General features: G+C 59.8%; 12 protein-coding genes. 10 read left to right on the forward strand and 2 right to left on the reverse strand.

Annotated features, from left to right (window positions below):
- Positions 1 to 3 precede the first annotated feature (3 nt).
- The 5 genes from uvrA to DWW03_RS05225 all read left to right on the forward strand — a co-directional run bounded on the left by uvrA (position 4) and on the right by DWW03_RS05225 (position 5,665).
- Positions 4 to 2,811, forward strand: coding sequence for an excinuclease ABC subunit UvrA (gene uvrA / locus DWW03_RS05205; RefSeq protein ID WP_022062425.1), 2,808 nt, complete (start codon positions 4 to 6; stop codon positions 2,809 to 2,811).
- 74 nt (positions 2,812 to 2,885) lie between these two features.
- The gene (locus DWW03_RS05210) at positions 2,886 to 4,100 is read left to right on the forward strand and encodes a M16 family metallopeptidase (RefSeq protein WP_118406441.1); all 1,215 of its coding nucleotides are present in this window, start codon (positions 2,886 to 2,888) and stop codon (positions 4,098 to 4,100) included.
- Between the two features lies 1 nt (position 4,101).
- A complete protein-coding gene (locus DWW03_RS05215; protein ID WP_022062427.1) occupies positions 4,102 to 4,695 on the forward strand; it encodes a type 1 glutamine amidotransferase family protein in 594 nt (197 codons plus the stop codon).
- Positions 4,696 to 5,343: an O-methyltransferase gene (locus tag DWW03_RS05220; RefSeq protein WP_022062428.1), complete on the forward strand. Its 648-nt coding sequence runs from the start codon at positions 4,696 to 4,698 to the stop codon at positions 5,341 to 5,343.
- A gap of 1 nt (position 5,344) precedes the next feature.
- The gene (locus DWW03_RS05225) at positions 5,345 to 5,665 is read left to right on the forward strand and encodes a nucleotide pyrophosphohydrolase (RefSeq protein ID WP_015547726.1); all 321 of its coding nucleotides are present in this window, start codon (positions 5,345 to 5,347) and stop codon (positions 5,663 to 5,665) included.
- 152 nt (positions 5,666 to 5,817) lie between these two features.
- On the opposite strand, the gene DWW03_RS05230 is transcribed toward DWW03_RS05225, so the two are convergent.
- Positions 5,818 to 7,080, reverse strand: coding sequence for a biopolymer transporter ExbD (locus DWW03_RS05230; protein WP_118406442.1), 1,263 nt, complete (start codon positions 7,078 to 7,080; stop codon positions 5,818 to 5,820).
- A 124-nt stretch (positions 7,081 to 7,204) separates the two neighbouring features.
- Positions 7,205 to 8,947 carry a phospho-sugar mutase gene (locus tag DWW03_RS05235; protein WP_118406443.1) on the reverse strand — a complete coding sequence of 581 codons (1,743 nt, stop codon included), beginning with the start codon at positions 8,945 to 8,947 and terminating at the stop codon, positions 7,205 to 7,207.
- 226 nt (positions 8,948 to 9,173) lie between these two features.
- Between DWW03_RS05235 and dnaA the strand changes: the two genes are divergently transcribed.
- The 5 genes from dnaA (at position 9,174) to DWW03_RS05260 (ending at position 14,236) form a co-directional block, all read left to right on the forward strand.
- On the forward strand, positions 9,174 to 10,586 hold the full coding sequence (dnaA, locus tag DWW03_RS05240; protein ID WP_118406444.1) for a chromosomal replication initiator protein DnaA: 1,413 nt from the start codon (positions 9,174 to 9,176) through the stop codon (positions 10,584 to 10,586).
- Positions 10,587 to 10,678: 92 nt separating this feature from the next.
- Positions 10,679 to 11,740, forward strand: coding sequence for a TlpA disulfide reductase family protein (locus tag DWW03_RS05245; protein ID WP_118406445.1), 1,062 nt, complete (start codon positions 10,679 to 10,681; stop codon positions 11,738 to 11,740).
- Between the two features lie 75 nt (positions 11,741 to 11,815).
- The gene (locus DWW03_RS05250) at positions 11,816 to 12,766 is read left to right on the forward strand and encodes an alpha/beta hydrolase family protein (protein WP_022062432.1); all 951 of its coding nucleotides are present in this window, start codon (positions 11,816 to 11,818) and stop codon (positions 12,764 to 12,766) included.
- Between the two features lie 2 nt (positions 12,767 to 12,768).
- Positions 12,769 to 13,671, forward strand: coding sequence for a helix-turn-helix transcriptional regulator (locus DWW03_RS05255; RefSeq protein WP_022062433.1), 903 nt, complete (start codon positions 12,769 to 12,771; stop codon positions 13,669 to 13,671).
- Between the two features lie 40 nt (positions 13,672 to 13,711).
- Positions 13,712 to 14,236 carry a cupin domain-containing protein gene (locus DWW03_RS05260; protein WP_015547732.1) on the forward strand — a complete coding sequence of 175 codons (525 nt, stop codon included), beginning with the start codon at positions 13,712 to 13,714 and terminating at the stop codon, positions 14,234 to 14,236.
- Positions 14,237 to 14,277 lie beyond the last annotated feature (41 nt).

Below are 14,277 nucleotides of genomic sequence, written 5' to 3' on the forward strand. Positions count from 1 at the left end.
AACATGAAAGAACACGAAAACTCCATATATATCAAAGGAGCGCGGGTCCACAACCTCCGCAACATCGAGGTCGAAATTCCGCACAACAAACTCGTCGTCGTGACGGGACTCTCCGGCTCGGGCAAGTCGACGCTGGCCTTCGACACGATTTTCGCCGAGGGGCAGCGCCGCTACGTCGAGAGCCTTTCGGCCTACGCCCGGCAGTTCCTCGGGAAGATCAACAAACCCGACGTGGACATCATCACGGGCATCGCGCCGGCCATCGCCATCGAGCAGAAGGTCAACACGCGCAACCCCCGTTCGACCGTGGGCACGACGACCGAGATCTACGACTACCTCAAACTGCTGTTCGCCCGCGCGGGGCACACCTTTTCGCCCGTCTCGGGGCAGGAGGTGCGCTGCTTCAGCGTGGATGACGTGGCGGCCCGGATTCTCGCCCGCGACGGACAGCGCGTGGTCATCGGCGCACCGCTGGTATTGGGCGAAGGGCAGGGGATCATCGAAAAACTGACGCTGCTGCTCTCGGAGGGTCTCATGCGGGTCTACACGGGCGGCGAAGTGCGGCTGATCGAGGACGTGCTGCCCGGAATCGGTCCCGACACCCGGGCCGACGAAATCCGGATCGTCGTCGACCGCATGCGCGTAGCGACGGACGAGGACTCGCAGACCCGCATCCGCGACTCGGTGGCCCGCGCCTTCTCCTACGGCGGGGGCATCTGCGAAATCGTCACGGACGAGGGCGTACGGGAGTTCTCGTCGCGCTTCGAGGCCGACGGCATCGAGTTCGAACGCCCCTCGGAACACCTCTTCAGCTTCAACAACCCGCTGGGGGCCTGCCCCCGGTGCGAGGGCTACGGCAAGGTGATCGGCATCGACGAGGACCTGGTGATCCCCGACAAGAGCAAGACCATTTACGAGGACGCCGTGGCCTGCTGGAGGGGCGAGACGATGCGCAAATGGAAGCAGCAGCTCGTGGAGAACGCCTCGAAGTTCGGATTCCCGATCCACACGCCGTTCCACGAACTGACGCCCGAGCAGAAACGGCTGCTGTGGCGCGGCAACGAATATTTCCACGGACTCGACGAATTTTTCGAATACATCGACTCGGAGCGGCGCAAAATCCAGTTCCGCGTGATGAAGGCCCGCTACACGGGCAAGACCGCCTGTCCCGAATGCGGCGGCTCGCGCCTGCGCAAAGAGGCGTTGTACGTACGCGTCGGCGGCAAGACGATCGCCGATCTGGTGGCGATGCCCGTGGACTCCCTGATCGCCTTCTTCGCAGGGCTGGAACTCGACGAACACGACACGAAAACGGCGTCGCGCATCCTCGTCGAAATCCGCAACCGCCTGCAATACCTCGCCGACGTGGGGCTGGGCTACCTGACGCTCGACCGCCTGTCGTCGACCCTCTCGGGCGGCGAGAGCCAGCGCATCAACCTCTCGACCTCGCTGGGCAGCAACCTCACCGGTTCGCTCTACATCCTCGACGAACCGTCGATCGGGCTTCATCCGCGCGACACGAACCGCCTGATCGGCGTATTGAAACAGCTGCGCGACCTGGGCAACACGGTGATCGTCGTGGAGCACGAGGAGGAGGTGATCCGCGCCGCGGACTGGATCGTCGACATCGGACCCAAGGCCGGTTACAACGGCGGCGAAGTGGTCTTCAGCGGCACGCTGCCCCAACTGCTGAAAAGCAAAAAGAGCCTCACGGCCGACTACCTCACGGGGCGGCGCGAGATCGCCGTTCCGGCAACCGCCCGCGGTTGGAGCAACTCGATAACCGTCAAAGGCGCGCGGGAGAACAACCTGCGCAATGTCGACGTGCGGATTCCGTTGGGGGTGATGACCTGCATCACGGGCGTCAGCGGCTCGGGAAAATCGTCGCTGGCGAAGGGAATCCTCTACCCGGCGCTGCGGCGCCTGCTCTACGACACGGGCGTGAAACCCGGCGATTTCGACGGCCTGACGGGCGACGTGCAGCTGCTCAAATCGGTCGAGATGGTCGACCAAAACCCCATCGGCAAATCGTCGCGTTCGAACCCCGTGACCTACATCAAGGCCTACGACGAAATCCGGAAACTCTTCTCGGACCAGCCCTATGCCCAGCACAACGGGCTGGGCGCTTCGGCCTTCTCGTTCAACATCGCCGGAGGCCGTTGCGAGGAGTGCCAGGGCGAGGGCATGATCAAGGTCTCGATGCAGTTCATGGCCGACGTGGAACTGGTCTGCGAGGCGTGCGGCGGGCGGCGTTTCCGCGACGAGGTGCTCGAAGTGAAATACCGCGGCAAGTCGATCTACGACGTACTGGAGATGACCGTGGACGACGCCATCGCCTTCTTCGGCGAGGAAAGCAAGAAGAACGCCACCTGCCGGCGCATCGTCGAGCGGCTGCAACCGTTGCAGGACGTGGGTCTGGGATACATCAAGTTAGGACAGTCGTCGTCGACCCTCTCGGGCGGCGAGAGCCAGCGCGTGAAGCTGGCTTCGTTCCTGACGAAGGATTCGGCGCAGGGAGGCGTCATGTTCATCTTCGACGAGCCGACGACGGGGCTGCACTTCCACGACATCTCGAAACTGCTCGCGGCGTTCAACGCCCTGATCCAGCGCGGACACACGATCGTCGTCGTCGAGCACAACATGGACATCATCAAATGCGCCGACTGGATCGTGGACCTCGGCCCCGAGGCGGGCACGGCGGGCGGACGGGTCGTGTTCGAAGGCACGCCGCGCGAACTGGAAAAGTGCACCGAAAGCCATACGGGCAAATTTTTGCGCATGCGCGCAAAAATAATGAAGAATGAAAAATGAAAAATTGTCGTACACATGTGCAAAAATAGCCGCGCAGCCCAATTTTTCATTTTTAATCTTTAATTTTCAATTGAATGGAATTCTCTACCTATACACTCCCCAACGGCATCCGCGGCATTCACCGTCAGGTGCGAAACACCGTGGCGCACTGCGCGCTGGTGATCGGCGCCGGGAGCCGCGACGAGCATCCCGCAGAGTACGGACTGGCGCACCTGACGGAGCACGCCTTTTTCAAGGGGACCGAGCGACGCAAGGCATGGCAGGTCAACTGCCGCCTGGAAAACCTCGGCGGGGAGCTGAACGCCTTCACCACCAAGGAGGACACGACGATTCACGCCACGACGCTGAAGGGCGACTTCGCGAAGGCCGCGGAGCTGATCGCCGACATCGCTTTCCGCTCGACGTTCCCCGACCGGGAGCTGGAGCGCGAAAAGGAGGTGATCGTCGACGAGATCAACACCTACAAGGATTCGCCCGCCGACCTGATCTACGACACCTTCGAGGACATGCTGTTCGAAGGTTCGGAACTGGGCCACAACATCCTGGGCCGCAAGGCGTCGCTGATGCGCTACGACGGCCAGGCGATCCGCGCCTTCACGGCACGCACGCACACCACCGACCAGATGGTATTCTCGTCGATCGGCAACTTCTCGGCCAAGACCGCCGAAGCCGTCGCGGCACGCTATTTCGCCTCGCAGCCCGCCTCGCAGCGCGGCTTCGTGCGCGCGGCGCCCGCGCCTTACCGGGCCTTCGAAAAGACGGTCTCGAAGCACACGCACCAGACCCACTGCATCATCGGCAGCCGGGCATTCGGCATCTCGGAGGATCGGCGGCTGCCGCTGGCCCTCGTGACGAACATTCTCGGAGGTCCGTGCGCCAACTCGCTGCTCAACATCGTGGTGCGCGAGAAGAACGGACTTTCGTACAACATCGAAGCCAGCTACACGCCCTACGGCGACACGGGCATCGTGGCCATCTATTTCAGTTCGGACCACAGCAACGCGGAGCAGTGCATCGAGCTGATCGAAGGACAGTTGCACAAACTGCGCACCGTGCCGCTGACGGCGCGCCAGCTATCGATGGCCAAGAAACAGTTCATCGCCCAGCTGGCCATATCGAGCGAGAGCAACGAAAGCTACATGCTCGGGGCGGGCAAAAGCCTGCTCGTCCACGACGGCATCGACACCATGGAGCAGGTCTACGCCAAGGTCCGCGCCCTGACGGCCCGGCAGCTCACGGAGGTGGCCGAGGAGGTTTTTTCGGATATGTCACGATTAATCTACAAATAAGATGAAAACCGTATTGTTCGTATTACTCGACCAATTCGCCGACTGGGAGTCGGCATTCCTCGCCCCGGCGCTTCGCGGCGGCATTATGCCGGGACGCCCGGGAAGCCACGCCGTGCGGTATGCGACGCCCGGGGGAGTTCCCGTGCGCTCGATCGGCGGCATGACCCTCACCCCCGACTGCGATACGGAGACGCTGCCGGACGACTGCGCCGGGCTGATCCTCGTCGGCGGTATGAGCTGGGCGACGCCCGAAACCGAACGGATCGTCCCGCTGGTAAGGGAGGCCCTGTCGCACGGGATTCTCGTCGGTGCGATCTGCAACGCCGCATCGTTCCTCGCGGCCCACGGATTCCTGAACGGCGTAAGGCACACCGGAAACGGCCTCGAAATGCTTCGCGAATGGGGCGGCGCGAACTACACGGGCGAGAAACTCTACCAGGAGCGGCAGGCCGTGCGCGACGGCAATGTCGTGACGGCCAACGGCTCGGGGTATCTGGAATTCACGCGCGAATGCCTGCTCGCGCTCGAAGCCGACACGCCGGAGCAAATCGCCGCATCGTACGCCTTCAACAAACACGGATTTTATCAGGAATAGATGGACGCTCTCGAAAAATACGTCCACGATTTTTCGGAACCCGAGGAGGAGCTGCTGCACGAACTCGACCGCGAGACCAATCTGCGGGCCGTGGCGCCGCGGATGATCTCGGGGCACATTCAGGGCCGTCTGCTGGAGATGCTCGTACGGATGCTGCGGCCCCGGCGGGCGCTCGAAATCGGGACCTTCACGGGTTACTCGGCGCTCTCGATGGCCGCGGGGCTGGAGGAAGAGGCCGAACTGCACACCGTCGAGGTGGACGACGAGCTGGAAGAGTTCATCCGATCGTATTTCGACCGCTCGGCCCACGGCGGCAAAATCCGCCTGCACATCGGCTCGGCGCTCGACATCGCCCCGAAACTGGGCGGCGAATTCGACCTCGTGTTCATCGACGGCGACAAACGCGAATATCCGGCCTATTACCGGATGCTGATGGGCGACGACGGCAGTAAGGCGCTTGTTCACAGCGGATCGGTGCTGATCGCCGACAACATCCTCTGGTCGGGGAAGGTCGTGCAGCCCGTGGCGCACAACGACCGCCACACGCAGGCGCTCCTCGAATTCAACCGCATGGTCGTCGAAGACGCACGGGTGGAGAACGTCATCGTCCCGCTGCGCGACGGGCTGAATCTGATAAGAGTAAAATAAGATGGAAATCAAGGAATTGCAGGAGCGCGTAGACGCCTGGATCCGGGAATACGGCGTGCGCTACTTCTCGGAACTGACCAACATGGCCTGCCTGACCGAAGAGGTGGGGGAGTTGGCCCGCGTGATGGCCCGCAAATACGGCGACCAGTCGTTCAAGGCGGGCGAAAAGGAGAACCTCGCCGACGAAATGGCCGACGTGCTGTGGGTGCTGGTGTGCCTGGCCAACCAGACGGGCGTGGACCTCACGGCGGCCGTTGAGGCCAATTTCGCCAAAAAGACCGCCCGCGACAAGGAGCGTCACCGCGGCAACCCCAAGTTATAAAACGCCGCCGACCGCGGCAAAGCCCCGGCCCGAAGCCGTAAAAACGCCCCATGCGGCGGCTTTGGCCGTCGTATGGGGCATTTCCCGCTTATGGCATCAGGGGAGGGATCAGCGTCTTGGTTCGGTCAGTTTCAACGGCACGGCGCGGGCAATTACCTGTCGTTGCGGTTCGTCGCGGGCAAAGCATAATCCGCGCTGTCGGCAGGCAGGCGCAGGGGATCGGGCGGAAGCATCCGCACGATGCCGGGATCGGAAGCTTCCGCAGTCAGTTTGAGACGAAAGGCATGCGCACGGCGCGACGCGTCCATCACGTCGGCCAGATCGGCCATAGGAGCATCTTTGTCGGCCCGCAGAACCACCTCCATCTGCGCACGGTCGGCTTCGGAGAGTTTTTCGCGTTCGGCGGCGATCAGCCGCTCCAGATCCCCGACCGTCACAGGACGGCCGTTGAAGAGAATCTTTCCGCCGGAGGAAATATGTACCGTAACGGTCGGCCGGTCCGGATCCCCGGCTGCCGGAAGAGGAGTTTTGACGGTAAAACTGCAAAGCATCATCATTGCTGCCACCACGGGAATGGCGGCACCGAGCCGCAGCACGGCAAAACGGCGTTTTCTGAATTGGGTCATCATGGCAAATCGTTTTTTGGTGAGTGAATGATTCAACCCGCAGGCTATATCCGGATTATGGCCGAAGAGTTGGTGAAAAATAACCGTTCTGTATTCGGTAAGGTCGTAACCGGCGTCGAGCACGCCGCGGTCGGCCTCCCATTCGTGCACCTCCTGCAACCACCGCCCGGCAATCCAGACGAACGGATTGAACCAAAAGAGACTGCGGACCAGCTCGACGGCGATGCGTTCCGCCGAATGGCGGTGACGGACATGACCCGCTTCATGGCAGAGAACGATCATGCGCCGGCGCCCTTCGTATCCCTCGCCCAGAAAAACCGTGCGCAGGAACGAAAAGGGAGTGGCGATCTGCGGATGCTCGGCAAGGGTGTACGCCCCGCAATCGGTCAGACGCGACCGTCGCCGCAGACGGCGAATTCCGACCATGCGGACCGCAAGAAACCCAAGCGACAGAAACACCGCCGTCAGATAGCCTCCCACAGCCACCGGGCGCAATATGCGCCGCCAGCCGGCTGGGACGACCGGACCGGCAGCGGGAAGCTCCCCGGTCGTCTGCACGAAGTTTTCAGCCGGGGGCGCGGCGATCAGCGGCAGCGGATAGACCACCGTCCGGGCAGGGTAGAGCGGAATGTCGAGCGCCGGGATGACCGCCGAGAGAAATACGGCAGCGACCAGATAGCGGCGGCAGGCCCTGAATGAAACCTTGCGGACCAACAGCAGGCGGTAGAACGCCAGGAGCAGTCCGCTACAAAAGAGCACTTCGAGAATATAGAGCAAAGGCGATTTCATGCCCGCGGAGCCAGCCCTTTTCGGGGCCGTGCAAACGCCCCGGAACGCCCCAGAGCAAAAAAATACCTCCGAACGGAATCGTTCGGAGGTATCGGCGGGACGGAACCGCCCCGAAAGCAGGGGGCTACTCCAGCTTGAGGTCTTTCTTGATGCCTTCGATCTTGGCGTCGAGTTCAGCCAGCGTCTTGTCGAAATCGGCGACCGAAGCCAGCGGCGCCTTCACGCCGAAGTAGAACTTGATTTTAGGCTCCGTGCCCGAGGGACGCACCGAAACGGCCGTGCCGTCGGCGGTGAACCATTGCAGCACGTTGCTGCGGTCCTGCTCGATGGCGGTCTTCGCGCCGGTCTTCACGTCGAGCGTTTCGAGCGTCTGGAAATCGTTGATCTTCACCACCTCGGAACCGAGGATCGCCTTGGGCGGATTGGCGCGGAAGTCGACCATCATCTTCTGGATCAGCTCGGCGCCCTCCTTGCCCTTACGGACCACCGAAACGAGGCCCTCGCGGTAGAAACCGTATTTCACGTAGAGTTCCTGCAACCACTCGTAGAGCGTCAGGCCCATCGTATCCATCGCCCATGCGGCGGCCTCGGCGGCCAGCGAGCAGGCCGACACGGCGTCCTTGTCACGCACGTAGTCGCCCGCCAGGTAACCGAACGACTCTTCGCCGCCGCCGATGTACTTGGCTTTGCCCTCGTTCTCGCGGATGATCTTGGCGATATACTTGAAGCCCGTGAGGCAGTCGTAACACTTCACCTTGAAATGCTCGGCCACGGCGTTGGCCATCTGCGAGGTGACGATGGTCTTCACGACATACTGGTTGCCGTCCAGCTCGCCGCGCTCGGCCCAGCGGGTCAGCTGGTAGCTCAACAGCAGCACGAGGGTCTGGTTGCCGTTCAGCAGCACGTATTCGCCCTTCTTGTTGCGCAGCGCCACGCCGATGCGGTCCGAATCGGGGTCGGTGGCCAGAACCAGGTCGGCGCCCTCCTTCGCGGCCAGATCAATGGCCATCGCCATCGTCTTGCGCTCCTCGGGGTTGGGAGACTCGACGGTGGGGAAGTCGCCGTCGATGACAGCCTGCTCCTTCACCATGATCACGTTCGTGAAGCCGAATTTCTTCAGCGACGCCGGAACCAGCCGCACGCCCGCACCGTGCATCGGCGAATAGACGATCTTCATGTCGTGGTGCTTCTTCACGCTTTCGGGCGAAAGCGAGAGTTCGTGCACCTTATTTAAATAGATTTCATCGAACTTCTCGTCGAGGATGGTGATATTTTCGGGATTTTTGCCCGTCTCGATCATATCCACGTCGGTGATCTTCGCAACCTCGGCGATGATGTTCTTGTCGTGCGGCTCGGTGACCTGCGCCCCGTCGGTCCAGTAGGCCTTGTAACCGTTGTACTCCTTGGGGTTGTGCGAGGCCGTGACGACCACGCCCGAATGACACTTCAGTTCGCGGATGGCGAAGCTCAATTCCGGCGTCGGCCGGAGCGCGTCGAACAGAAAAACCTGAAACCCGTTCGAGGCGAAAATATCGGCCACATGCTCGGCGAACATGCGCGAATTGTTGCGGCTGTCGTGGGCCACGGCCACACGCACCCGCTCGCCCGCGAAGTTCTTCTTCAGGTAGTTCGAAAGACCCTGCGTGGCGGCGCCCACCGTATAGACGTTCATGCGGTTGGAACCCACGCCCATGATGCCGCGCAGGCCGCCCGTACCGAATTCGAGGTCTTTGTAGAAACTCTCGACAAGCTCTTTCATATCGTTGTCCATCAGGTATTTGACCTGCTTTTTCGTCGCCTCGTCATAGTGGCCGTCGAGCCAACTCTGGGCTTTTTTCAGAACCAATTGTTCCAATTCGTTTGCCATAAGTTTATTAGTTTTATTTATAGTTTGACTTCGGAAGTCCCAAAAAAATTATATGCAAATATACGAAATAAAATTCGATAATTCACTATCAGGGAGTTAAAATTGAGACCCCGGAAACCGTTGCTTTTCTATATACAAAAAAAGGAGAACTGCAACATAAAATCGAGAATCTTTTTGCAAAATTATTCACAACTTTGTCACATCAAAAATAGTGCAACCCTCTGTCATGTTAAACAACACACGGACATATAGCGATATATGGCAAAACTGCTTGGACCAGATCAAGGCCCGGACCTCCGCCGAGGAGTTCGAAAAGTGGTTTCAGCCCATCGTCCCGCTCGAATTCGACGGCACGACGCTTCGCTTGAGGGTTCCCAACGAAAGCTACGTCCGCCAAATCGAGAAGAACTACATCCCGTTCCTCAAACCGATCATCTCGCAGCTCTACGGGCAGCAGACGAGACTGCACTACGCCGTGCCCCGTGCGACGGCTCCGGCGGTTCCCGTAGCGGCCGACGCCGACACGACAGCCATCTCGCGTTTCAATGCGCAGACCAACACCGCAAATATAAAAAATCCTTTTGTAATTCCGGGTGTCAAGAAGCTTATCGTCGATCCGCAGCTGAATCCGAACCTCACGTTCGCGACCTTCATCGAGGGCGAGTGCAACCGGCTGGCCCGCTCGGCGGGCATGTCCGTAGCGGTGAACCCGGGAAACAACCCCTTCAATCCTCTTTATATATATGGGGATTCGGGGCTGGGAAAGACCCACATCGTGCAGTCGATCGGCCACGAGGTGCGCCAGCGCCACCCGGAGTTGCAGGTGCTGTACGTCTCGATGAACAAGTTCCAGGCGCAGTTCCAGACGGCCTACAAGAACGGCGAGATTCCCGACTTCATCCACTTCTACCAGATGATCGACGTGCTGATCATCGACGACATCCAGGAGTTGACGGGAAAGACCGGTACGCAGAACGCGTTCTTCAACATCTTCAACCACCTGCAACTGGCGGGCAAGCAGCTGATCCTCACGTCGGACAAGCCGCCCGTCGAGTTGAAGGACATCGAGCAGCGACTGCTGACCCGTTTCAAATGGGGACTGTCGGCCCAGCTCAACACGCCGGACTACGACACGAAGCTCAAGATCATACGCGCCAAGGCGCAGAAACTCGGGGCGCAGATCACGGACGACGTGGTGGCGTACTTGGCGGACAACATCTCGGCCAACGTGCGGGAAATCGAAGGCGCATTGTCGTCGCTGGTGGCCAACGCCTCGTTCCTCGGACGCAAGATCACCACGTCGCTGGCCAAGGAGATTCTGAAGGTCTACGTGAAGCTCTACCAGAAGGAAATCACCATCGACCACATCATCGAGGTCGTGTGCGAATACCTCAATCTGGACTTCGCACGCTTCAACTCCACGGAGCGCACGCGCGAAATCGCCCAGGCCCGGCAGATCGCCATGTATCTGGCCAAGCAGCACACCAAGGCGCCGCTGACGACGATCGGGTCGGCCATCGGAGGCCGCAACCACGCCACGGTGCTCCACTCGTGCAAGGCCGTGACGAATCTGATCGAGACCGACAAGGCGTTCCGCCGCCAGGTCGAGGAGATCGAAAAAAAGGTGCTCGCCCAATAAATTGGGTACACATACCGTCGGTACAAACAGAGGGTCGTGACAGACAATGTCACGACTTTTTTGTATATTTGGAGTCACTAACCCTCAAACCCATGAAAAAGCCCCTTTCGATCATCGCCGCAACCGCGATTCTGGCGGGTTGCAGCCAATCGACAGCCGTAAAATTCACCCTTACGGGCCGCGACCCGGCGTTTACCGACGGAAAATACATGTACATCATCACCTATGCCGGAGGCCCGGAGACCATCATCGACTCGGCGCGAATCGACAACTCGTCCTTCGCAATGAAAGGAAGCTGGCCCTATCCGGTGAGCGCCTTCCTCTATATGGGACGAGGCGCCGACGGAGAACAAATCAGCGACTCGGATTTCATCCTCGAAACCGGCGAGATCCGTGTTGAAAAGCGCAATGAAGACGAATTCATCCTGACCGGAACGCCGCAGAACGAGTTCAGGAACGAACTGCCGCAAAAAGTCGCCGGGTTGAGGCAAAAAGGCCTTTCCCCGCTGCGTACGGCCGAAGCCTGCGACAGTTTATTCCGCGCGGTCGTTCTCGAGAACCGCAACGCCCTGGCGCTATCCCTGCTGGAGAACGAATTACTGACCAATCGTCCCGGACGCGAGCTTCTGCCATTATTGGATTCGTTCCCGGCTGCATTTCAAAAGCATCCCGCCCTGCTCGGACTGCGCAAGACGATCGCCGGGATGCGCGCCGATGTCGGAACATCTTATGCCGACATCACGGGACAGACGCCCGAAGGGGATACCGTTTCACTCGCCGCGACAGTCCGTAAACCGGGCAACCGCTACGTGCTGCTCGACTTCGGCGCCCTCTGGTGCGGGCCTTGCCGGGCGGAGTTCCCGAACCTCGCCGCGCTTTACGAGAAATACCACAGCCGGGGATTCGACATCTTCGGCGTCTCCTACGACGCCAACCGCAAACGGTGGCTCGAATGCATCGAGACCTACGGCATGCGCTGGACGCAGATTCATCAGGGATTCGGTCTGCACCCGCGCCAGACACAGGCGTGGAGCGACTATACGCTGGGCGGTATCCCTTCCTGCTTCCTGATCGACTGTGCGACGGAAAAGATCATAGCCAAACAACTGCGGGGCGAAGCCCTCGCGCAGAAACTCTCCGAACTGCTCGACTGACCGCCTATGAACCAACCCGAAAGCGGGTCGTGACAGACAATGTCACGACTTTTTCGTATATTTGCCGAAAACAGCATGAAAGCGTTCGTCACTCTTTTGATTGCGTCCTTTTCAGGAATCGCAAACTGCCATGCAATTATTCCGGATACCGTATATATCAGGAAGCCGGAAAGCATGAGGCTGATATATAGAAATTTAGAAGTCATCACAAACGACGGCTATAAAATCGAAACCTGGTTTTTCCCTGCACAAAACCCGCCGTCCGAGAGCGAGCTGCGGAATCCGAACGAAAACCGCCGAACCCACGAAGCGCCGGGTGAGGCAAAGCGCCCGACCATCATCATATGCAATGGCGATGCAGGCAATATGTCCTACTTCCAACTTTATCTGGCGAAGAACTGGACCTCCCGGGGGTTCAATGTCGTGACTTTCGACTGGCGCGGATTCGGCAAGAGTTCACCCTTTGCAATGGATCGCAACTACCTGTGTTATACGGAAATGCTGGAAGATTACCGGGCTGTCATACGGAAGACCTCCGAACAGGAGGAAGTTCTGGACGGAGCGACGGCCATCGTCGGCTGGTCGACAGGCGCCTATCTGTCCATGATTACGGCACACACCGACAATCTGGTGAATGCTTTCATCGGCCGTTCCCTTCCGACGGATTTCGACGATTTCATCCCTTTGGTCATGCAGTACAAAAACAAGACCCGCAATGAATTGCTGGTTCCGGATGATTTTCCGACCGAACTGATGCCCGTACATATCGCTCCGGAATTCGAAAAACCTCTGTTCCTGATCGTAGGCGAGAACGATTTCCGCACTCCCGTCTGGATGAGCAGGAAAATAATCGAATCGCTGCCCGAAACGACACCCAAAGAGTTGATGATTGTCGAAAATGCCGCTCACGGCGGAAAGGAAGACCCGATGCTGATTGCATTCGATGACTTCATAAAAAGAACATCCGACTTTCTTATGGCTAATTTACGACCTCTGCACGGCGAACAGCCGTCTGCTGCCGAATAATTATGGACCAACCCAAACTCGAACGCCTGCTGCGGCTTATGAAGCTGCTGACGGCCAACACCACCTACAACGTCGACCAGCTGGCCGAACGGCTCCAGATGTCGCGCCGCACGGTCTACCGGTATATCGACACCTTTCGCGAGGCGGGGTTCGTGATCAAGAAATCGGGCGACTGCATCCGTCTCGACAAGGAGTCGCCGCACTTCCGCGACATCTCGCAGCTGGTGCACTTCACCGAGGAGGAGGCCGTGATCCTGAAAAACACCATCGAGAACATCGACGACACCAATATGCTCAAGCAGAACCTCAAGCGCAAACTCTACTCCGTCTACGACAACAAGACGCTGGCCGACACCGTCGTGCGGGGCAAAAACGCCCCGAACATCCGGCGGCTGATCGAGGCCATCGAGCAGGAGCGGCAGGCCGTGCTGCACGGCTACCTGTCGGCCCACGGAGGCGGGGTCCGCGACCGCAGGGTAGAGCCTTTCGCCTTCACGACCAACTACGTGCAGGTGTGGTGCTACGACCTCGAAAGCCACACGAACAAACTCTTCAAAACCTCGCGTATCGGCTCCGTGGAGCTGTCCGAAGCGGCGTGGGAGCACCAAGAAGCCCACAGCGAGGGATTCATCGACGCCTTCCGCATGCACGGCGGGGCGCGCCGCCGCGTGCGGCTGGAACTGGGAACGCTGGCCTACAACCTGTTGTGCGAGGAGTATCCGTTGGCCGAACGCGATGTGAAACCGCTGGGGCGGGGACGCTGGTCGCTCGACACGGAGGTGGCCGGAATGGCCGGGGTGGGACGCTTCGTCGTGGGGCTGCTGGACGACATCCGCATCGTCGACTCCCCCGAGCTGACGGGCTATATCCGCGAATATATTGCGGCAAACACCCCGAAAATGTAAATTTTTCACTATATTTCCACAAACTTTGAAAGCAAACCGCATGAAACGAAATCACCTCCTGACGACCGGCGCGCTGTGCCTCGCACTCGCCGCCGCATCGTGCTGCCGGCAAGCTCCGGCCCCGCAGGCAAAAGCCTCCGCCGAACCCGTCTCGCTGAAAGATCACGGAGCCGAACCGACGGTGCTGAACATCGAAAGCCACACGCTCGCGAACGAGAATTTCCGGACCGCATTGTGGACCGGCAGCAACTTGCAGGTGACGCTGATGGCGATTCCCGCCGGCGGCGACGTGGGGCTGGAACAACACCACGACATCGACCAGTTCCTGCGCGTGGAGGAGGGCACGGCACGCGTGATGATGGGCGACAGCGAGGACAACCTCGACTTCGTGCGCGAGGTCTCGGACGACTATGCGATCCTGGTCCCGGCCGGAAAATGGCACAACATCGTCAACACGGGTGACAAACCGCTGAAAATCTACTCGATTTACGCCCCGGCGGAACACCCCCACGGCACGGTCCACAAGACCCGGCAGGAGGCCATGGAGGCCGAACACCACCATTAGCCGAACGACCCGCCGACAGCTGTCGGCGGGTTTATTTTACA

This window comes from Alistipes sp. AF14-19, assembly GCF_003461645.1.
GTDB lineage: Bacteria > Bacteroidota > Bacteroidia > Bacteroidales > Rikenellaceae > Alistipes > Alistipes shahii.

Coding starts and splice junctions, on each gene's coding strand:
- DWW03_RS05245 (WP_118406445.1), top strand. CDS start 10,679: ATGAAAAAGCCCCTTTCGATCATCGCCGCAACCGCGATTCTGGCGGGT.
- DWW03_RS05220 (WP_022062428.1), top strand. CDS start 4,696: ATGGACGCTCTCGAAAAATACGTCCACGATTTTTCGGAACCCGAGGAG.
- dnaA (WP_118406444.1), top strand. CDS start 9,174: ATGTTAAACAACACACGGACATATAGCGATATATGGCAAAACTGCTTG.
- DWW03_RS05250 (WP_022062432.1), top strand. CDS start 11,816: ATGAAAGCGTTCGTCACTCTTTTGATTGCGTCCTTTTCAGGAATCGCA.
- DWW03_RS05210 (WP_118406441.1), top strand. CDS start 2,886: ATGGAATTCTCTACCTATACACTCCCCAACGGCATCCGCGGCATTCAC.
- DWW03_RS05255 (WP_022062433.1), top strand. CDS start 12,769: ATGGACCAACCCAAACTCGAACGCCTGCTGCGGCTTATGAAGCTGCTG.
- DWW03_RS05225 (WP_015547726.1), top strand. CDS start 5,345: ATGGAAATCAAGGAATTGCAGGAGCGCGTAGACGCCTGGATCCGGGAA.
- DWW03_RS05260 (WP_015547732.1), top strand. CDS start 13,712: ATGAAACGAAATCACCTCCTGACGACCGGCGCGCTGTGCCTCGCACTC.
- uvrA (WP_022062425.1), top strand. CDS start 4: ATGAAAGAACACGAAAACTCCATATATATCAAAGGAGCGCGGGTCCAC.
- DWW03_RS05235 (WP_118406443.1), bottom strand. CDS start 8,947: ATGGCAAACGAATTGGAACAATTGGTTCTGAAAAAAGCCCAGAGTTGG.
- DWW03_RS05215 (WP_022062427.1), top strand. CDS start 4,102: ATGAAAACCGTATTGTTCGTATTACTCGACCAATTCGCCGACTGGGAG.
- DWW03_RS05230 (WP_118406442.1), bottom strand. CDS start 7,080: ATGAAATCGCCTTTGCTCTATATTCTCGAAGTGCTCTTTTGTAGCGGA.